The organism is Curtobacterium sp. MCJR17_043, assembly GCF_003224315.2.
In the GTDB taxonomy this organism is placed as follows: domain Bacteria; phylum Actinomycetota; class Actinomycetes; order Actinomycetales; family Microbacteriaceae; genus Curtobacterium.
In genome coordinates, this window is sequence record NZ_CP126259.1 from 1,098,749 (window position 1) to 1,115,183 (window position 16,435).

Consider the following 16,435-nt stretch of genomic DNA (forward strand, 5'->3'; position numbering starts at 1 on the left):
ACCTCCTCGACCGCGCCGTGACCGAGCGGGGGGATGGGGCTGCTGTTCATCAGCCACGACCTGCCGGTGGTCGCACGGACCGTGGACCGGGTGCTCGTGCTCGAACACGGTCGTGCCGTCGAGCAGGGACCCGTCCGGGACGTCATCGCCGCACCCACCCACCCGTACACGCAGCGGCTCGTCGGCAGTGCCCGGACGCTGCATGACGCCCTCGACGCCGGCCGACGCGGAGGTGCGCGATGACCGCGCTGCTCGAGCTGTCGGACGTGACGTTCCGGTACCCCGGCCGTGGCACGCGCCGCACGGGGGGGCACGGGCCTGGCGCTCGACGGCGTCTCGTTCGCCGTGCAGCCCGGTGAGCACCTCGGCATCGTGGGGGGAGTCCGGCGCTGGCAAGACCACCGTGCTCCGGATGCTCCTCGGGCTCGCGGCGCCGGACAGCGGCTCCGTGTCGTTCGACGGCGCGCCCCTCGACCTCGGCGACCGGGCCGCACTCCGTCGGTTCCGCACCGCCGTGCAGCCGGTGTTCCAGGACCCGTACTCGTCGCTCGACCCCCCGCCAACGCATCGACCGCATCGTGGGGGGAGCCGCTGCGTTCCCTCGGGGTGGCGTCCGGGTCGGAGGCGTCCGACCGTGTCGCCGCCGCGCTGCGGGACGTCGGGCTCGGTGCCGATGCCGGTCGTCGGTACCCGCACGAGTTCTCGGGCGGACAGCGGCAGCGCATCGCGATCGCCCGCGCCGTGGTGTCCGGTCCCCGGGTGCTGGTGGCCGACGAGCCGGTGAGCGCGCTCGACCTGACGACCCGGGTCGCCGTCCTCGAGCTGTTCGAGCGGCTCGCCGAGGAGCACGGCATGACGATCGTGCTCGTCTCGCACGACCTCGCGGTGGTCGCACGCCTCTGCGCGGCGACCGTGGTCCTCCGCGGCGGTCGGGTCGAGGAGCAGGGCGACACGGGTGCGGTCCTGGCGTCGCCGCGGTCGGACTACACGCGGGCGCTGCTCGACGCGGTGCCGCGGCTGCCGCGCTGAGGCAGTGTGCCCGGGCGTCGACGAGCACCGCCGACGTGTCGGGCAGTGGTCGGCGATCTCCCGACTCCGCGCTGCCGTCGCGGGCGACGTGCAGCGCCCGGCCGCCGTGCGTCCAGCCGGGTGGAGACCTGCTCACCAGAACGGTGTGGTCGTGCGACGCGCGGCAGATGCGATGTGTCGGATGATGGGTCGGTGAACCGGACCGATCGTCTCTACGGCCTCGTGGAAGAACTGCGGGCCGTGTCGCCGCGTCCGCGGAGCGCGCGTCGTCTCGCAGAACGCTTCGAGGTGTCCGTGCGGACGATCGAGCGGGACCTCGCTGCGTTGCAGCAGTCGGGCCTGCCGATCTGGGCGGAGCCCGGCCGGACCGGTGGGTACGTCATCGACGCGTCAGCAACGCTCGGCCCGGCGGGGTTCACGCTGGACGAAGCCCTCGCGGTGCTGATCGGGCTCGGCTCGCTCCGCCACAGCCCGTTCCGGCAGGCCGCACAGACCGCCGCCCGGAAGATGCTCGCGGTCATGCCGGACCGGGACGCCGCACGTGCCACCGCCTTCGCATCCCGGATGCACTTCCTGGAGAGCGAGGACGACGCGGTCGTGCCGACCGAGTTCGCCGAGGCGCTCCGTGCGGATCGCGTCGTGCAGCTGCGCTACCAGGACGCCGGCGGTGCGGAGTCCGTGCGTGACGTCGAACCGTTGGGGTCGATCGAGAAGGACGGGCAGTGGTACCTGATCGCCTGGTGCCGGCTGCGCGACGGCGTGCGGGCGTTCCGTGGAGACCGCATGCTCTCGGTCCGCGTCACCGACGAGCGGCCCCCGACGCGGGCGCTCCGCGCTGAGGACCTCGCGATCCAGTACGGAGGACTCCGCTCGGTCGTCGACGACTGATCGGCAGCCGACGTCTTCCGCGGAACACCGACAGGACGGTGTCGCGACGACCCGTGATGCTGATGCTCCAACCTCACCAGCGCCTCTGAAGGAGCCCCATGTCGTTCGCATCCATCCGCATCGTCACCGACGACCTCGACGGTCTCGTCGCGTTCTACGAGCGGGTCACCGGCCAGCAGGCCGAGCGCCCCGCCCCGGTCTTCGCGCAGTTCGTCGGCCCCGGCGCGAGCCTCGCGATCGCGAGCACCGCGACCGTCGCCGTGCTCAGCGGCGCTCTCACTCCTGCGACGAACCGATCGGTGTTCATCGAGTTCGAAGTCGCTGACGTCGACGGCGCTTTCGCCGAGCTCGGGCCCACGAGCGAGGACGTCGTCCTCGAACCGACCACGATGCCCTGGGGCAACCGCTCCGCACTGGTCCGTGATCCCGACGGCAACGTCGTCAACCTGTTCAGCAGGCCGACCACCGACTAGGCGCAGAGGTGCAGGCAACCGCAGTGAGGGAACCTTCGTGCGACTGACGGAACGCAACCAGACGGTCGTTCTGACGTGCGCCCTCGATCAATGGGTTCTCATGACGCGTGCCTGTTGCACCGGCCGGTAGCTACATCGCTCGTTTCGGCCACCGTTCGACTACCGCACCGCTCCCGATCGAGACGACCCCCCGATCGGGAGCTGCTTCACGGACTGAGCGGTGGCTGGCTGTCAGATGATCGTGACGTTGTGAGCGCGGAAGAAGTAGCCGTCCTGCCCTCGCGGGTAGGGCTCCACCTCGAACCGGACACGCTGTCCAGCTCGAAGCGTGTGGTAGCCGGTCATGTCCACGTCTGCGAAGTGCGCGAACACCTCCGACTCGACCTCGGCCGAACGGAGAGCGCCCCACCCGTCCTCGTCACTCCACCAGACACACACGCCATCGACGATCTGCACCAGCGCACGCTACCGCGCGACGTCGTTCGACAGTCGATCCTGGATCGGTGCGGTCACTCCAGGAGCGACTGCACCGCGTTCCACAGGTCGTGCTGCTGTCCCCCCGGAGAACCAGGCACCAGTCCGCTTGTAGCGGTAGGCCCGGTCGCCCGCCCCGGCCCACCCAGACCCGTGCACGTGACCCACGGGACTCCCGTCCGCTCGAGTCACGTCCCACTCCGACGGTGAGCCGCTCGGAGACCCGTCGCGCGTCACGACGTAGTGGTGTCCGGCGTCCGTCTCGACCTCGAACCGTTGATGGTGATCGAGGTCGGCGTCGCGATCCTGTTCCCGGCCGTCGATCGTCACCCTCGCGATGTTCGCCTGCACGTCCACCATCCTGCACGGCATCGGCAGGATGAACCGTTCGATCGACTGTCCAGCCGCCGACGTCCTCCCGCCTGCCCAGGCTCAGCGCACCCGCACCGTCACGGTCTCGATGCCCGCGTTGCCGTGCCCGTCCATCGCGTACACCGCGAGCTTCCAGTTGCCGGCAGTCGTCGGTGCCGTGATGCGCAGCGTCCCGTCGCCCGTGGTCGTCACCGGCGTCGGCCGGAGCGCCCCGTTGCCGTCGATCCACCGGCTCGTCACCGACACCCGGTAGGTCAGGTTGTCGCCGTCCGGGTCGACCGCCGGAGCGGTCACGGTCACCGTCGACCCGGGTGCGACACCCGTCGAGGGCGAGGCGGCGATGCGCTGGATGACGGGCGGCCGGTTGCCGGTCACCGGCCCGCCGTAGGCCTGCTGCACCGCGTAGTACGACAGGCGCTTGAGGCCGCCGGTGCGGAGGTTCAGCCAGACGCCCTGCTCGTCGTCCTCCACGCCGTAGTGGAACATCGTGGCGCCGAGGGCGACCCCGGGAGCGGCGGTCACGGCCTTCCACGCGTCGGTGTACGAGCGCGCTGCTGTGGTGTCGCTCGGCTGCTGCGGGACACCGTTCGCGTCCGCGGGGACCTCCCACGACCCGGCCGGCCCGGTCTCGGTGACCAGGTACGGCTTCGTGTAGCCGCCGTCCCGCCACTTCTGCTGCACCCAGCCGATGCCGCCGTAGGTGTTCACCGCGTAGAGGTCGAGGCTCGGGGTGTACTGCCGGTAGAAGTCCCAGGCCTCGGTCGTCGCGTCGGTCGACGTCACGGGGTGCGCCGGGTCCGCGGCATGGATCGCCTTCGCGACCTGTTCGACGTACTTTGCGTAGGCGACGCGCTGCGCCTCGCCCTGGCCGAGCATGACCTCGTTGCCGACGTCCCACATGAGGAGTCCGCGGTGGTCGCGGTAGCTCGTGACGGTCTTCGTGATGCTCGCGAGCGTGTTCGACTTGTACGCGGAGTCGTTCACGTAGTCGACGTCCTGGTTCAACCAGAGGCCGGCGACGACGCGGATGCCGTGTGCCTGGGCGGCGTCGAACAGCTGACGGGAGGACGCGTCGGTGCCCCACGTCCGGACCGTGTTCACGCCCATGCCGGCGATGTCCGCCATGTACGACGACGCCTCGGCGGCCGGGGGACCGTACGTCACGCCCTTGACGAGCCAGGGCTTGCCGTCCACGGTCAGCTGCCACTTCCCCCTGCGAGCCGGTGACCCGCACCCCCCGCGGCTGGGGACGGTGCCGGCGTGGTCGGCGTCACCGGGGTCCCCGTCACCTGGAACTCCCACAGCGAGTAGCCGTGGACGGTGCCGCGCTGCACGCCGAGCATCCGGACGTACCGGCCCGTCCCGGACACGGCCTTCCGGACGACCCCGCCCTTGCCGGCGGTCACGTTCGAGACGGTGGTCCAGGTCTTCGCGTCGGCCGACACCTGCAGCTTGTAGGCCTTCGCGTACGCGACCTCCCACCGCAGGGTGATGCTCGAGATCGTCGCCGTGCGGCCCAGGTCGACGCGCAACCACTGCGCGTCGGTCCGCGCACTCGCCCACCGTGTCGCGGTGTTCCCGTCCACCGCCTTCGCGGCCGACCGCGAACTCGAGTCGGTCGACGACGCGACGGCCGGCCGCCCGGTCGACAGGACGGACGGTGCGGCGCTGGCGGCCGGTGTCCGCAGCGCCACGAGCAGGGCGGCGAGCAGGACGACCGCGAGCACCGCCGCGGCCAGTCGGACGGTCGTGGTGACGGTGCTGCTGACGGCGCGCATCGAGATCCTCCGGTCGTGTCCGGGCAACGCTACGGAGCGTCGACGTCACCGGTCAACGGCTCGGAGTCGCCCCAGTCCGAGGGGCCGGAAGGGGACCTGCGCGAGCGGCACCGTCCGCGCCGACGCCTCAGCTCCGGACGACCTCGAGCCTCCCCGGCCCGATCGGCACCACCCCGGCGCGGTAGTCGATCCGGCCGCCGGTCGCCGTGGCGGCATCGACCCGCACCGCGGCCGCGCCGAACCGCCAACCCCGGTTGATGCAGTACACGCCGAACTCGACGACGCCCTCGTCCGGCAGCACCCAGGTGCCGGAGCCCCACTGCGCGGGGTGCCCGACGCCGTCGACGGTGACGGTCGGTCGCGCGCCCCAGGCGAACCAGGGCTTGCGCAGTCGGAGTTCGACCCGGCGGCGGGTGGTGCCCGAGGGCGACGGAGCCGGTGTCACCACCCGAGCGTCCCGGGTTCGCCCTTGAACGGCCCGACGATGTCCGCGGTGATCCAGCCGCCGTAGAAGTCGCCCGCCTGCGCCTGCACGCGTTCGCCGGCGACCTCGCACGAGTCCATCCGCGACGGGTAGACGGCGACGTGGTCACGCAGCTCGCCGTACCCCTGCCACGGGGACCGGTACGTCCAGGCACCCCGCGGCACGACCTCGTCGCCGCCGTGCACGTCGAAGTACGTCGCACTGCCCTTGAACTCGCACATGCTCGAGCCACTCGTCGGCACGAGCGCGCCGGGGGGCGAAGTCCGCGATCGGCAGGTAGTAGACCGGCGGGTGGCTCGTCTCGAGGACGCGGAGGGCCGCCGTGGTGTCGGCGATGACCTGCCCGCCCAGGCGCACGACGACACGGGCGCCGGTGCGCTCGACGCGCGGTGGCCGCGGGTACTCCCAGACCGACTCCTGACCGGGTCCGGGCTGCACGGGAACGGGGTGGCCGGGGCTGCGTCGCGTCATGCTCCCGTTGTACCCGCCGGTGGTCGCCGGACTGGAGGCGCGTCACCAGCTGGCACCGGGCCTCCCGTCCGGGACGCGGGGGGCGACGGCGACGCACCCCCTGGCCACAGGACCGTGGCAGGGCTACGCTCGCGGGCACACCACCTCCTCAACGACGAGAGGCTGTCCCGTGCGCCGAACCATCGCGATCACCCTCGCGGCCGTGACCATCGTCGGGGCCCAGGCCCTGGCCGGGCCCGCGACCGCCGCTCCACCCGCCGCTCCCGCACCACCCGCCACCGCCCGCCACCACGCCCCGGCGGCGACGCACCAGAACCCGATGGCCCTGCGCCTCCCGGACGGCGAGACGGCCGCGAGCTGCGCCGACCCGACCGCCCTGCACGGGGTCGGGCGCGACCGGAACTGGTACCTGTACTGCACGACCGACGCGACCTCGGAGACGGAGACGACCCCGGACGGCGCACTCGTGCAGCACAGTGTCCCGACGTACCGGTCGACGGACCTGACGAACTGGACGTACGTCGGCGACGCCTTCGACACGAAGCCGGCCTGGGTCGGCGAGGCGAACGGCATCTGGGCCCCGGACGTCGTGTACCGCGCTGGATCGCGGGGGGAAGCCGGGGACCTGGTTCCTGTACTACACGGCGTCGGACACCCCCCTCGGCGACCGGTCCGACCGGCGGCGGGTCCGCGATCGGGGTCGCGACGAGCAGCAGCCCGACCGGACCGTGGACGGACTCCGGCGGACCCGTCGTCGCGCCGCAGACCGCGCCGAACGGTGACGGCTTCCGGTGGTCGTTCGACCCCGAGGTCATCACCGACTCCGGCCGGACCTACCTGTACTTCGGCAGCTACTTCGGCGGCGTGCACGTGCGGCAGCTCACGGCCGACGGCCTGCGTTCGCGTCCGGAGACCGAACGCCAGATCGCGATCGACAACCGGTACGAGGGGTCGTACCTGATGCGGCACGGCGGCTGGTGGTACTACATGGGCTCCGCGACGAACTGCTGCAACGGATCGCTCACCGGGTACGGCGTCTTCGTCGCCCGCTCGAAGAGCCCGCTCGGGCCGTTCCGCGACCGCGACGGCGTCGCGATCACGGACACCCGGGTGGGAGGCTCGCCCCTCCTCGCGCAGAACGGCAACCGCTGGGTGGGCACCGGCCACAACACGGTCGTCACCGACTTCGCCGATCAGGACTGGATGATCTACCACGCGGTCGACCGGACCGACCCGTACTACGCCGGGCAGACCGGGTACACGAAGCGCCCGGCGCTCATCGACCCGATCGACTGGGTCGGCGGCTGGCCCGTGGTGCGCGGGGGGAGCAGGACCCTCCGACTCCGTGGAGCCCGCCCCGGCGGCACAGCCCGGGCAGCGCTCCGCGTACCGGCCGCGCCTCGCCCCGGTCGACGTCCCGGCGCGGACGATCCGGTCACTGTCCACCGGGTTCGACGGCACCGCGCTGCCGCCGACGCTCACGTGGACCCGGCAGCCGGACAGTGCCACGTACGGGGTCTCCGGCGGCGCCTTCCGCTGGCAGACCCAGGACGCCGACCTGCACCCGCCGCAGACGCCGCTCGCCTCGGTGCTGACCGAAGCGGCACCCGCCGAGGACTACGTCGTGGAGACCCGGGTGCGGATGGACACCCCGGCGACCGGTGACTCCTTCAACTACCGGCAGGGCGGACTCGTCGTGTACGGCGACGACGGGAACTACGTCCGACTGGTGTCGAACTCCATCTTCAACACCCGGCAGACCGAGTTCGGCAAGCAGGTCAGCGGTCAGCCGGACGGTGCGCCGAGCTACGGCAACATGGTCGTCGGGCCGGTCGGGGACGCCACCACGCTCCGGATCGTGCACCGCGTCGTCGACGGGGAGCACCGCTACACGGCGTACACGAGCATCGACGGCCGCCACTTTGCGCGGGGTGGCACCTGGACGGCCGACCTCGGGTCGACGCCGCGCATCGGGCTCATCTCGCTCGGTGGTGCCGGATCGACGAGCACGTTCGAGCACCTGCGGGTGAGCACCGTCCGGTCGACGCGGTAGGGCGCACGAGGAGGAGCGGTCAGGGGTCGGCGGGTCGTCGGCCGGACGGGCTCGGTGGCGGCTGACACCGCGGGCACCACCAGAGCCGTCGGGCCGGCGAGCCGACGACCTCCACGTCGTCCCGGGCGGCCACCGTCGTGCCGCAGCGCAGACACCGCCGCCCGGCTCGGCCGACCACCCAGTGCCGTTCGCCCCGTCGGAGCAGACCCGTGGTGACTTGGTACGCCTCCGGCACGGTCGCCGAGTGGTGCAGCATCCGCCGGGCCGTCGCGACCAGGGCATCGGCGTCGACGTCCCCGACGGGCCGGTCGGGGTGCAGGCCGCGGACGAAGCCGAGTTCGTTCACCCAGAGGTTGCCGAGTCCGGCCACCCGTCGCTGGTCGAGCAGGACGCTCCGGACGGTGGCGTCCGGCTCGGCGGTCAGGCGCCGGACGGCCTCGGCCGCGTCGAAGTCCTCGTGCAGCAGGTCCGGCCCGAGGTGCCCGACCACCGCGTGCTCGTCCACGGTGTCGACCAGGTCCACCACGGGGGAGGTCGATGCCCCAGACGACCCGGCCGTCCTCGAGCCCGAGACGCACGCGAGCCCGCTGCGCCACGGTCGGAGGCAGCCGGCGACCCGGGGACGTGACGGTCCACGAGCCCTGCATGCGCATGTGGGTGTGCAGGGTCGTCCCGTCGTCGAACCGGGTGAGCAGGTGCTTGCCGTGCGTCGCGTGCGCGAGGACCCGACGCCCGGCGAGACGTCGACCCGCGGCCCCGCCGCCACGCAGCTCGCCGCTGACGACGCGCGCCCCGTCGACCTGCCGCAGGCGGGCGGCGAGCCGGTGGACGGAGTCACCCTCGGGCATGCGCCGACGCTACGACCGCCCACCGACACGCCCGCTGCCGGGGCCCGGACGGGAGGCACGGGGAGACCTGGCCACGGGCCTCCCGTCCGACGGGTGGTGGGCCGGACCGCTCAGGCGGCGGCGACCAGCCCCTCCGCGCGGTCGTCGGCAGCGTCCGCGCGGAGCATGCGGTCGGCCGTCCGGAGGGACAGCGCCATGATCGTGAGCGCGGGGTTCGCGATCACCGCGCTCGGGAAGACCGAGTTGTCCGCGATCCAGAGGTTCGGGACGTCCCACGACCGACCGGCCGCGTCGACCACCGACGCGCCGGGGTCGGTGCCCATCCGGGCGGTGCCGATCGTGTGCGCGGTGCGCTCGAGCACGCGGACGTCCTGCCCGCCCGCGGCCTCGATGATCGCGGTCATGGTGCGGACGGCGTGGCGCCGGATGGCCTCCTCGTTCGAGCCGGGCGTGAACGTGATCGTCGCCTTCCGGATCCCGTGCTCGTCGACCTCGTCGCCGAGGACGAGTCGGTTGTCGTCGTACGGCAGGCACTCGGCGTTGATGCCGACACCGGCCATGTGCGGGTAGTCCCGCATCGCCCGCACCAGGGCCGCGCCGCGGAGCCCGCCCCCGCGCACGAGCGACGTGGCGAACGTCAGCGGCTGCACGCCGAGGCTCTGGATCAGGTACCCACCGGCGAAGTCGGCGTCGGCCGGGCGGACGAAGTCCTCGGTGATGATCGAGGACGGGTAGCCGCGGTAGGACCGCATCGACTCGTCGAACCGGGCCCAGACCTGCGTGGCACCGTGCGCGGTGAAGTTCCGGCCGACCTGACCGCTGCTGTTCGCGATCCCGGTGTGCAGGAGCAGGCGGGGCGTCTCGACCCCGCCGGCCGCCAGGACGAGGGCACGGGTGCGCTGACGGTGTTCGCGACCGTGCTGCCGGTAGACGACGGCCTCGACCTCGCCCCGGGCGTCGAGCTCGATGCCGTGCACGAGCGCTTCGGCGCGGATCTCCGCACCGAAGGCGACGGCGGCCGGCAGGTACGTCGTGTCCATCGAGACCTTCGCGCCGTTCCGGCAGCCCTGGTGGCAGGAGCCGCACGAGACGCAGGCGTGGCGGAGGCCGTGGTGCTCCTGGTGCCGGTCCTCGGTGGTGAGCGCGACGGGGGCGTCCGTCGCGGTGATCCCGACGGCTGCGGTGCCGCGCATCATCATGTCCGACGAGGCGTTCCGGCCCGGCGGGCGCATCGCGTACCGACGTGCGGGGTCCCACGGGTAGTGCTCGGGGCCGGCGACTCCCACGTCGTGCTCGACCTGCTCGATGTAGCGGACGAGCTCGGCGTGGTCGACCGGCCAGTCCACGCCCTCGCCGGTGTCCGACCGCAGGTGCAGGTCGTGCGCGCTCGGCCGCGGTGTGAAGGCACCCCAGTGCAGCGTCGACCCGCCGACACCGGTGCCGCTGTTGTTCGGACCGAAGGCGGTCGGGGCACCGCCGCCGCTGATCCGCTCCTCCATCCAGTTGATGTCCGCCGGTGCCTCGACCTCGTCGGGCAGGTGGTCGCCGGGCTCGGTGTTCCGGCCGGCCTCGAGCGCGACGGCCCGCAGGCCGGCACGGGCCAGGCTCGCGAGGAGCGGTGCGCCGCCCGCACCGGTGCCGACGACGACCACGTCGACGACCTCGTCCTCGCCGTACCGGCGCTGGTGGTCGAGTCTCATCGTGTCGCTCCCGGTTCCCATGCTTCGCGTTGTCCGGCTCCCAGCAGCTGGAAGCCCTGCTTGCGCACGCCGTCCCCGCCGTTGGCGAAGCCGTCGTAGTCGATCGCGCCCATCGTCGCGGGGTGGGCGAGCCACTGCTTGACGAGGTCGACCCCGGCGTCCTCGGACCACGCCCGCAACTGCCCGGCGTCGAGGACCCCACCGGCGGGCGAGTACGTGCCCTCGTCCACGGCGTCGAGGACCTCGGCGAGGTGCTCGTCGGACACCGCGGCCTCCGGGGCGAGGACGTCGAGTGCCGCCCGGTACGCGTCCGGATCGGCGGGCATGCCCTCGGTCCGCCAGCCGTCACCTGCCCCGGCGGCGAGCTGGGCGTCGACGCGCAGCGCGAGGTCGATCGCCCGGTCCGCGGCCTGCGGCACGACCACCCGGGCGACGGCGCGCAGGGTGTCGAGCTGCTGCGGGGTCAGTGCACGTGGTTCCGCCGCCGGGTCGTCGGGGGAGCGCGCGCTCCGCGAGCACCCCGCGGGTCCGGGCGCTCACCCGCGGCGATGCGACGACACGGGCGGAGTCGGTCGGGACGGTCGGCCCGTGGTCGACGCGTCGGGTCCAGAACGACCGGATCCGGTCGGCGACCGCGTCCGGCTGTTCCCAGGGCAGGAGGTGCGCGGCGTCCGGCACGACGTCGAACTCGCCCCGGGTCCAGTGCGGGAGGGTCAGTCGACGTTGGGCGTCGGGGCCGAGGTCACCGTCGTCCGCGCCGGCGAGCACGAGGGCCGGCACCGGACTCGGCGCGATCGTGTCGGACCAGTCCTCGCGACTGCCGCGCAGCAGCCACGCCCTCCAGGCTGCCGGATCGGCCCGCTGCACGTCGTGCACGGCCATCGCGGACTCGTGCGGGGGGCAGCTGGCCCGCGGTGTTCGCGTCCACGAACGCGGCGGCCTCGTCCGGCCCGATCTCGTGGTCGGCGGCCCAGTCGAGCATGGTCTGCCGACGTCCCTCGTCCATCGGCTCGGGGGGAGAGGGGCGACGCCGCCAGGAGCACGACCGCCCGCAGTCCGAACAGGCCGTTCGCGCCGCTCATCGTGCGGCCGGCGACGACCGCGGCGACCTTGCCGCCCATCGAGTGCCCGATCAGCGCCCACTCGGTGGCGCCGCTGGTCCCGATCGCACGCTCGACGAGCACGGCCATCTCCTCGACGGTGGTGCCGCTCGCGGCCGGACTCGTGCCGAAGCCGGGCAGGTCGATGCCGACGAGGTCGAGGGTGCCGTGCAGGCGGGTCCGCAACGCGGCGAACTCCTCGGAACTCGACCCGAGGGCGTGGAGGCAGAACGCGGTCGCCGTCATGGGTCGTTCCTACCGTCGGGGGGAGCCGGTGTCCACAGCGCCGTGTACCCCGAGCGGGTACGACCCTCGGTCTCGATCGGTGCCACTCCGCGCATCGGCTGAGCCGCAATCGGAAGCATGCGACCGTCGGGGTACAGGTCGATGCGTGTGGACCGGCCGATCCTGGGACCGACCTGGAAGTCGCGCGGCTTCCGTGACGAACGTCCTCCCCAGCCCGTCTCATCCGTGAACAGCACCCGTTGGGAACGTCCGGCGGGCCATCGGAAGGAGACACCATGACCGACACCACCACGACCACCGTTGCGACCACGTCGACGGGCAGCTCGGCGCTCACGTCCACGTCCACCGGGAAGACCGTCGTCGACGACACCGTCGTCGCGAAGGTCGTCGGCATCGCAGCCCGCGACGTCCCCGGCGTGCACTCGCTCGGCAACGGAGCCGCCCGCGCCATCGGTGCCATCCGCGGTGCGATCGGGCAGCGTGACCTCAGCCAGGGCGTCAAGGTCGAGGTCGGCGAGAAGCAGGTCGCCGCCGACATCACCATCGTCGCCGAGTACCCGGTGCCCCTGCAGCAGGTCGCCGAGGACGTGCGTTCCGCGGTCTCCCGCGCGCTCGAGGAGATCGTCGGCATGGAGGTCGCCGAGGTCAACGTCACGATCCAGGACGTCTTCATCCCCGGTGACGACGACGAGGACGAGGACAAGAAGGAGCCGCGCGTCGCATGAGCGCCACACTGACCGGCGCCCTGATCGGCGCCCTCCTGGCAGTCGCAGCACTGCAGTTCGGCTTCTGGGGCTTCGTCCTCGTCGCCGTGTTCGCCGCCCTGGGTGCGCTCGTCGCGGCACTCGCAACCGGACGCGTCGACCGAGCCGCGCTGACCGACGTGCTGACCGGACGCCGGAGCTCCCGGTGACGGACGGCCCGCGCACGGTGCCGGGCCGCGTCGAGATCACCACCCGTGCCCTCACCTCGTGTGCGCGCGCCGTCGCCGCCGAGCGGCTCGGGGCACCCACGAAGCGGGTGCGGGTGGACCTCGGCGACGCCTCCGGGGCACTGGCCATGGACATCACCGGCCCGATCGCCGCTGGCACGGACCTCGTCGAGCGCACCACGTCCGCCGCCGCTGAGATCCGGAGCCGCGTGAGCGCCCTCACCGGTCGTCGGGTCGGCGCGGCCCGCATCGAGTTGACCGGGATCGTGCGCGAGCGCGACGTCCGGGTCCGGTAGGAGAGGACGCCATGAGCAACAATCCCGTCGAACGTCGGCTCCGTCGCCGGAGCGTGTACCGGTCCCGGTCGACCGCCGTGTCCGTGGCGCTGGTGGTGCTCGTGCTGGTCGCGGCGTGGATCGGCACCGAGTCGGTGCTCCGTGCGATCGGAGCGCCGCCGCTCCTGGCCGACCCGCAGACGGCGGTCGACGCCGCACTCGCACCGGACGCGGCCTTCGTGACGATGATCGAGGTCATCGCCGCGGTGCTCCTCGTCGCGGGGATCGTCCTCGTGGTCCTGGCACTCAAGCCCGGCCGCCAGCACCGATCGGTCGTGGCGCACGACCGCGGCGCCGTCGTCATCGACTCGTCGATCGTCGCCTCGACCGCCCGGAACGCCGCCGGTCGTGCCGCGGGTGTCCCCGACGGGCACACCACCGCGAGTGCCCGCGGCCTCCGCACCGAGGTGTCCGTGGTACCGATGTCCGGCATCCCGGTGGACTCCACAGCCGTCGAGCACGCTGTCGCTGAACGGCTCGGACAGCTCGACGAGCGGTTCGGCCGCCACGTCACCGTCCGCGTCAGCGAGAAGGGCTCCCTGTCATGACATCGAGCAACCGCACCATCAACCGGGTGATCCTGTTCGTGCTCGGCCTCGTCTCGGTCGTCGTCGGACTCGCGATGGGTGCCGGAGTCCTGCCCGCCGTCCGGGACGCACTGCGGCCGTACGTGACCATCCCCGACCGCGTCGAGGTCCCCGCGGCCTCGCTGTGGGTCGTGGCGGCGGCCTGCCTCGTCGTGGTCGTGCTCGCGCTCGTCTGGGTCCTCACCCGCGGGCGGGGCGGCACCGCGATCGCCGTCCGCGAGTCGGTCGGTGACGACGAGGTCACGGTGAACGTCGCCCTCGTCCGTGACGTCATCGACCACGAGCTGGCCGGCGTGCGCGACGTCGTCTCCTCGAAGGTCGACGTCTACACGGTGCGGAAGCACCGCGCTGCACGGCTCCGCGTCGCGGTCCGCCGTGGCGGGGACGCCGTGACGGTCCTCGAGGCCGTGGACGCGGCGGTCGACACCCTCGACCGCACCCTCGGCCGGCAGCTGCCGGTCCTGGTGCACCTCTCCGGAGGCACACGACCCGCCGTCTCGAAGGTCCAGCGCGTCGTCTGACGGCCCGTACGGACCTCCTGGGTCCTGCACATGCTCCGGATAACGCATCACCGACTGTGTAGTGTGCCTAACTACTGAACGGGGAGCATGGTGGAGCGGTACACGCACCACCACGGAAGGACCGGTCTGATGCACTCGACACCCTCGAGTTCCACCTTCGTCGACGGGGACACCCCGACCGAGGCCATCGACATGACGGCTCTGTTCGCGGAGCAGTCGCGTGACGGCCTGCTCGACACCATCTGACCGGCACCCTCCGGTCCCGGGAGCGTCGATCTCGACCGCTCCGTCGCCCTCCGGGTGACACCCCTGCACCACAACGGCACCTCGCGGTGCCAGTCTCGAAAGGCACTCCCATGAGCTTCCTCGGCTTCATCCTCCTCGGCCTCATCGCCGGCGCCATCGCCAAGCTGATCCTCCCCGGTCGTCAGGGCGGCGGCTGGCTCGCCACGCTCGTGCTCGGTGTCATCGGCGCCCTCATCGGTGGCTGGCTCGGTGGCCTCATCTTCGACGTGGGCTACGACGGCTTCTTCAGCATCCAGTCCTGGATCATCGCGATCCTCGGCGCGCTGATCGTCCTCGTCATCTGGGGTGCGATCACCGGTCGCCGCCGTTCCCGCGCCTGACCCTGCCGGAGCCCGGCACATCGCCGGCACCACGACGAGCCCCGCACCTCCTGGTGCGGGGCTCTTCTGTGTCACGGGCGCGATGTCGGAGGTCGTCGGCATCCTGGAGGTGCATGGACTCCGTCGAACAACCCCTGGTGCACATCGACCGCCGCGGTTCCGCCGTCGACGAGGCGGTCGCGTTCTACGAGCGCGTCTACTCGAGCCGGGACATCTCCATCGGGCGGGCCGCCGCCGAGGGGTTCTCGTGGCGCTACCGCCTCGTCGGGGACGACGCGGTGACCGTCGGGACGTCCTCGGTGGCGGCGCGTCGCTGGGGCACGATCGAGCCCGGGGACGACTACGTCCTGGCCTGGGCGTCCGCGCCGGGCATCCGGCTCGACACGGCTTCGTCGGACCCTGTCGAGATGCAGCCCGGCGTGCCGGTCATTTACCCCGCCGGGCGGGCGTTCGCCTTCGATGCCGTGCCGACCGCGCAGCACGTCATCCGGTTCGACCGCACTTTCCTGGAGTCCGTCGCCGCCGCACGACAGGGCGACCTGCCGGCCCCGCTGCAGTTCGCGCGACAGCCGGACCCGGAAGCCCTCCGACGGCTCAAGGCCGTGGTGTCCCGGGCCGCCGGTGCCCTGCTCGACCCGATGACGGCCCGCGACCGCCGGGCCGCGCTCGACACGGCGGTCGCCGAGGCGGTCGTGCTCGCGTTCGACGCCGTGCCGGTCCCACCCTCCCGGCTCCTGGACGGCGGACCCGCGACGATGCGGACCGCCCAGGAGTGGATGGTCGCGAACGCCCGGCGGCCGATCACCATCACCGACGTCAGCGAGGCGGCCGGGGTGGCGGTGCGGTCCCTGCAGGCCTCCTTCCGACGGCACACCGGTGCCTCGCCGATGCACTTCCTGCGACAGGTCCGCCTGCACCGGGTGCGTGCGGAGCTCGCCGCCGCCGATGCGAGCACCACCACCGTCGCGCAGGTCGCCCTCGGGTGGGGTGTCGGGCACCTCGGACGGTTCTCCGGCACCTACGCGGCCACGTTCGGCGAGCCGCCGTCGGCAACGCTCCGCCGTCGTCCCGGCGTCTGACCGACCGGTTCGGGAGCGGCCGACCCGGGCAGGGCGAGGGGACCCGTCCCGAGCACGCGCGGACCCGCAGGGCCTCGGCGATGCGCACAGCGGACACCGTGTCCGGACGGCGTACTCGCGGGTGCCCGGCGGTTGGTCCGGCCGGGCGGACGCGGGATGCTGGTCCGTGCGCCTCCGAACCCCTCGGGACCAGCGCACCAGCAGGAAGAGCGCACCGTGAACGAGCGCATCCGTCCCTCCCTCCACGACCTCCGCCGCCAGCCCGACGAGTGGCACCGCCGCGGTCTGAGCCACCCCGACGAGATCGACGCGATGGTCTCGCGCCGGACGTCCGGGTCGACGCCCGCCGAACCCACCTACGCCGACTTCTTCACCGGCGTCTGACCCGGGACGCCGCCGGGGCACCGCCCGCTCCCGGCGCCGCCCGGCGCGCGTGCTCC

General features: G+C 72.6%; 25 protein-coding genes and 3 pseudogenes. 16 read left to right on the top strand and 12 right to left on the bottom strand.

The features are described 5' to 3' along the window. Positions 1–33 precede the first annotated feature (33 nt). The 5 genes and pseudogenes from DEJ15_RS17970 (at position 34) to DEJ15_RS05820 (ending at position 2,390) form a co-directional block, all read left to right on the top strand. Positions 34–243: an ABC transporter ATP-binding protein gene (locus DEJ15_RS17970; protein ID WP_349814823.1), complete on the top strand. Its 210-nt coding sequence runs from the start codon at positions 34–36 to the stop codon at positions 241–243. Between the two features lie 169 nt (positions 244–412). Then, positions 413–490, top strand: a pseudogene (locus tag DEJ15_RS05805) (peptide ABC transporter ATP-binding protein); the annotation flags it as partial. 116 nt (positions 491–606) lie between these two features. Next, positions 607–1,029, top strand: coding sequence for an ATP-binding cassette domain-containing protein (locus tag DEJ15_RS05810; protein WP_284175872.1), 423 nt, complete (start codon positions 607–609; stop codon positions 1,027–1,029). A gap of 192 nt (positions 1,030–1,221) precedes the next feature. After that, positions 1,222–1,917, top strand: coding sequence for a helix-turn-helix transcriptional regulator (locus DEJ15_RS05815; protein ID WP_110823568.1), 696 nt, complete (start codon positions 1,222–1,224; stop codon positions 1,915–1,917). 98 nt (positions 1,918–2,015) lie between these two features. Next, positions 2,016–2,390: a VOC family protein gene (locus tag DEJ15_RS05820; RefSeq protein ID WP_110823569.1), complete on the top strand. Its 375-nt coding sequence runs from the start codon at positions 2,016–2,018 to the stop codon at positions 2,388–2,390. A 231-nt stretch (positions 2,391–2,621) separates the two neighbouring features. On the opposite strand, the gene DEJ15_RS05825 is transcribed toward DEJ15_RS05820, so the two are convergent. From DEJ15_RS05825 to DEJ15_RS05850, 7 genes are all read right to left on the bottom strand, one after another. Then, on the bottom strand, positions 2,622–2,846 hold the full coding sequence (locus DEJ15_RS05825; protein WP_220032676.1) for a cold-shock protein: 225 nt from the start codon (positions 2,844–2,846) through the stop codon (positions 2,622–2,624). A 9-nt stretch (positions 2,847–2,855) separates the two neighbouring features. Continuing rightward, a complete protein-coding gene (locus tag DEJ15_RS05830; RefSeq protein ID WP_284175874.1) occupies positions 2,856–3,236 on the bottom strand; it encodes a hypothetical protein in 381 nt (126 codons plus the stop codon). Positions 3,237–3,296: 60 nt separating this feature from the next. After that, entirely contained in the window at positions 3,297–4,430 is a 1,134-nt protein-coding gene (locus tag DEJ15_RS05835) for a glycoside hydrolase family 2 TIM barrel-domain containing protein (RefSeq protein WP_284175876.1), read from the bottom strand. Between the two features lie 2 nt (positions 4,431–4,432). Beyond that, positions 4,433–5,014: a discoidin domain-containing protein gene (locus DEJ15_RS05840; protein ID WP_284175878.1), complete on the bottom strand. Its 582-nt coding sequence runs from the start codon at positions 5,012–5,014 to the stop codon at positions 4,433–4,435. A 127-nt stretch (positions 5,015–5,141) separates the two neighbouring features. Continuing rightward, on the bottom strand, positions 5,142–5,459 hold the full coding sequence (locus tag DEJ15_RS05845; RefSeq protein ID WP_146232782.1) for a hypothetical protein: 318 nt from the start codon (positions 5,457–5,459) through the stop codon (positions 5,142–5,144). Continuing rightward, positions 5,456–5,719: a DUF427 domain-containing protein gene (locus DEJ15_RS19390; RefSeq protein WP_502866151.1), complete on the bottom strand. Its 264-nt coding sequence runs from the start codon at positions 5,717–5,719 to the stop codon at positions 5,456–5,458. Before DEJ15_RS19390 ends, DEJ15_RS05845 begins: the two co-directional genes overlap by 4 nt. Then, positions 5,604–5,969 carry a DUF427 domain-containing protein gene (locus tag DEJ15_RS05850; protein WP_502866189.1) on the bottom strand — a complete coding sequence of 122 codons (366 nt, stop codon included), beginning with the start codon at positions 5,967–5,969 and terminating at the stop codon, positions 5,604–5,606. The genes DEJ15_RS19390 and DEJ15_RS05850 overlap by 116 nt, the downstream gene beginning before the upstream one ends. 319 nt (positions 5,970–6,288) lie before the next feature. Here DEJ15_RS05850 and DEJ15_RS05855 point away from each other — a divergent pair. The 3 genes and pseudogenes from DEJ15_RS05855 to DEJ15_RS05865 all read left to right on the top strand — a co-directional run. Then, positions 6,289–6,561: pseudogene (locus DEJ15_RS05855) on the top strand (family 43 glycosylhydrolase); the annotation flags it as partial. 101 nt (positions 6,562–6,662) lie between these two features. Continuing rightward, complete coding sequence (locus tag DEJ15_RS05860; protein ID WP_284176302.1) at positions 6,663–7,634, top strand: family 43 glycosylhydrolase; 972 nt, start codon at positions 6,663–6,665, stop codon at positions 7,632–7,634. Continuing rightward, positions 7,594–8,022, top strand: coding sequence for a hypothetical protein (locus DEJ15_RS05865; RefSeq protein WP_284175879.1), 429 nt, complete (start codon positions 7,594–7,596; stop codon positions 8,020–8,022). The genes DEJ15_RS05860 and DEJ15_RS05865 overlap by 41 nt, the downstream gene beginning before the upstream one ends. A gap of 19 nt (positions 8,023–8,041) precedes the next feature. Here the strand turns inward: DEJ15_RS05865 and DEJ15_RS05870 are convergent, their stop codons facing one another. The 5 genes and pseudogenes from DEJ15_RS05870 to DEJ15_RS05890 form a co-directional block, all read right to left on the bottom strand. Continuing rightward, positions 8,042–8,548 (bottom strand): Fpg/Nei family DNA glycosylase, encoded by a 507-nt coding sequence (locus DEJ15_RS05870; RefSeq protein WP_284175880.1) that lies wholly within the window; start codon positions 8,546–8,548, stop codon positions 8,042–8,044. Between the two features lie 67 nt (positions 8,549–8,615). Next, positions 8,616–8,870, bottom strand: a pseudogene (locus DEJ15_RS05875) (DNA-formamidopyrimidine glycosylase family protein); the annotation flags it as partial. 110 nt (positions 8,871–8,980) lie between these two features. Continuing rightward, the gene (locus tag DEJ15_RS05880) at positions 8,981–10,570 is read right to left on the bottom strand and encodes a GMC family oxidoreductase (protein ID WP_110823973.1); all 1,590 of its coding nucleotides are present in this window, start codon (positions 10,568–10,570) and stop codon (positions 8,981–8,983) included. Continuing rightward, complete coding sequence (locus tag DEJ15_RS05885; protein ID WP_284175881.1) at positions 10,567–10,995, bottom strand: hypothetical protein; 429 nt, start codon at positions 10,993–10,995, stop codon at positions 10,567–10,569. Before DEJ15_RS05885 ends, DEJ15_RS05880 begins: the two co-directional genes overlap by 4 nt. A gap of 288 nt (positions 10,996–11,283) precedes the next feature. After that, a complete protein-coding gene (locus DEJ15_RS05890) occupies positions 11,284–11,916 on the bottom strand; it encodes an alpha/beta fold hydrolase (protein WP_284175882.1) in 633 nt (210 codons plus the stop codon). Between the two features lie 275 nt (positions 11,917–12,191). Between DEJ15_RS05890 and DEJ15_RS05895 the strand changes: the two genes are divergently transcribed. The 8 genes from DEJ15_RS05895 (at position 12,192) to DEJ15_RS05930 (ending at position 16,379) form a co-directional block, all read left to right on the top strand. Continuing rightward, entirely contained in the window at positions 12,192–12,641 is a 450-nt protein-coding gene (locus DEJ15_RS05895) for an Asp23/Gls24 family envelope stress response protein (RefSeq protein WP_110823577.1), read from the top strand. Beyond that, positions 12,638–12,829: a DUF2273 domain-containing protein gene (locus DEJ15_RS05900; RefSeq protein WP_110823578.1), complete on the top strand. Its 192-nt coding sequence runs from the start codon at positions 12,638–12,640 to the stop codon at positions 12,827–12,829. Before DEJ15_RS05895 ends, DEJ15_RS05900 begins: the two co-directional genes overlap by 4 nt. Beyond that, positions 12,826–13,143 carry a hypothetical protein gene (locus DEJ15_RS05905; RefSeq protein ID WP_110823579.1) on the top strand — a complete coding sequence of 106 codons (318 nt, stop codon included), beginning with the start codon at positions 12,826–12,828 and terminating at the stop codon, positions 13,141–13,143. The genes DEJ15_RS05900 and DEJ15_RS05905 overlap by 4 nt, the downstream gene beginning before the upstream one ends. Positions 13,144–13,154: 11 nt before the next feature. After that, positions 13,155–13,730 carry a DUF6286 domain-containing protein gene (locus DEJ15_RS05910; RefSeq protein WP_110823580.1) on the top strand — a complete coding sequence of 192 codons (576 nt, stop codon included), beginning with the start codon at positions 13,155–13,157 and terminating at the stop codon, positions 13,728–13,730. Then, entirely contained in the window at positions 13,727–14,290 is a 564-nt protein-coding gene (locus tag DEJ15_RS05915) for a hypothetical protein (RefSeq protein WP_110823581.1), read from the top strand. Before DEJ15_RS05910 ends, DEJ15_RS05915 begins: the two co-directional genes overlap by 4 nt. 356 nt (positions 14,291–14,646) lie before the next feature. Further along, complete coding sequence (locus DEJ15_RS05920) at positions 14,647–14,916, top strand: GlsB/YeaQ/YmgE family stress response membrane protein (protein ID WP_110823582.1); 270 nt, start codon at positions 14,647–14,649, stop codon at positions 14,914–14,916. Between the two features lie 113 nt (positions 14,917–15,029). After that, positions 15,030–15,995: an AraC family transcriptional regulator gene (locus tag DEJ15_RS05925; protein ID WP_110823583.1), complete on the top strand. Its 966-nt coding sequence runs from the start codon at positions 15,030–15,032 to the stop codon at positions 15,993–15,995. Positions 15,996–16,211: 216 nt separating this feature from the next. Then, positions 16,212–16,379, top strand: a complete 168-nt coding sequence (locus tag DEJ15_RS05930) for a hypothetical protein (RefSeq protein WP_181419415.1) — start codon at positions 16,212–16,214, stop codon at positions 16,377–16,379. The last annotated feature ends 56 nt before the right edge of the window (positions 16,380–16,435 follow it).

Coding starts and splice junctions, on each gene's coding strand:
- DEJ15_RS17970 (WP_349814823.1), top strand. CDS start 34: ATGGGGCTGCTGTTCATCAGCCACGACCTGCCGGTGGTCGCACGGACC.
- DEJ15_RS19390 (WP_502866151.1), bottom strand. CDS start 5,719: ATGTGCGAGTTCAAGGGCAGTGCGACGTACTTCGACGTGCACGGCGGC.
- DEJ15_RS05915 (WP_110823581.1), top strand. CDS start 13,727: ATGACATCGAGCAACCGCACCATCAACCGGGTGATCCTGTTCGTGCTC.
- DEJ15_RS05880 (WP_110823973.1), bottom strand. CDS start 10,570: ATGAGACTCGACCACCAGCGCCGGTACGGCGAGGACGAGGTCGTCGAC.
- DEJ15_RS05830 (WP_284175874.1), bottom strand. CDS start 3,236: ATGCCGTGCAGGATGGTGGACGTGCAGGCGAACATCGCGAGGGTGACG.
- DEJ15_RS05895 (WP_110823577.1), top strand. CDS start 12,192: ATGACCGACACCACCACGACCACCGTTGCGACCACGTCGACGGGCAGC.
- DEJ15_RS05850 (WP_502866189.1), bottom strand. CDS start 5,969: ATGACGCGACGCAGCCCCGGCCACCCCGTTCCCGTGCAGCCCGGACCC.
- DEJ15_RS05900 (WP_110823578.1), top strand. CDS start 12,638: ATGAGCGCCACACTGACCGGCGCCCTGATCGGCGCCCTCCTGGCAGTC.
- DEJ15_RS05890 (WP_284175882.1), bottom strand. CDS start 11,916: ATGACGGCGACCGCGTTCTGCCTCCACGCCCTCGGGTCGAGTTCCGAG.
- DEJ15_RS05925 (WP_110823583.1), top strand. CDS start 15,030: ATGGACTCCGTCGAACAACCCCTGGTGCACATCGACCGCCGCGGTTCC.
- DEJ15_RS05820 (WP_110823569.1), top strand. CDS start 2,016: ATGTCGTTCGCATCCATCCGCATCGTCACCGACGACCTCGACGGTCTC.
- DEJ15_RS05920 (WP_110823582.1), top strand. CDS start 14,647: ATGAGCTTCCTCGGCTTCATCCTCCTCGGCCTCATCGCCGGCGCCATC.
- DEJ15_RS05840 (WP_284175878.1), bottom strand. CDS start 5,014: ATGCGCGCCGTCAGCAGCACCGTCACCACGACCGTCCGACTGGCCGCG.
- DEJ15_RS05910 (WP_110823580.1), top strand. CDS start 13,155: ATGAGCAACAATCCCGTCGAACGTCGGCTCCGTCGCCGGAGCGTGTAC.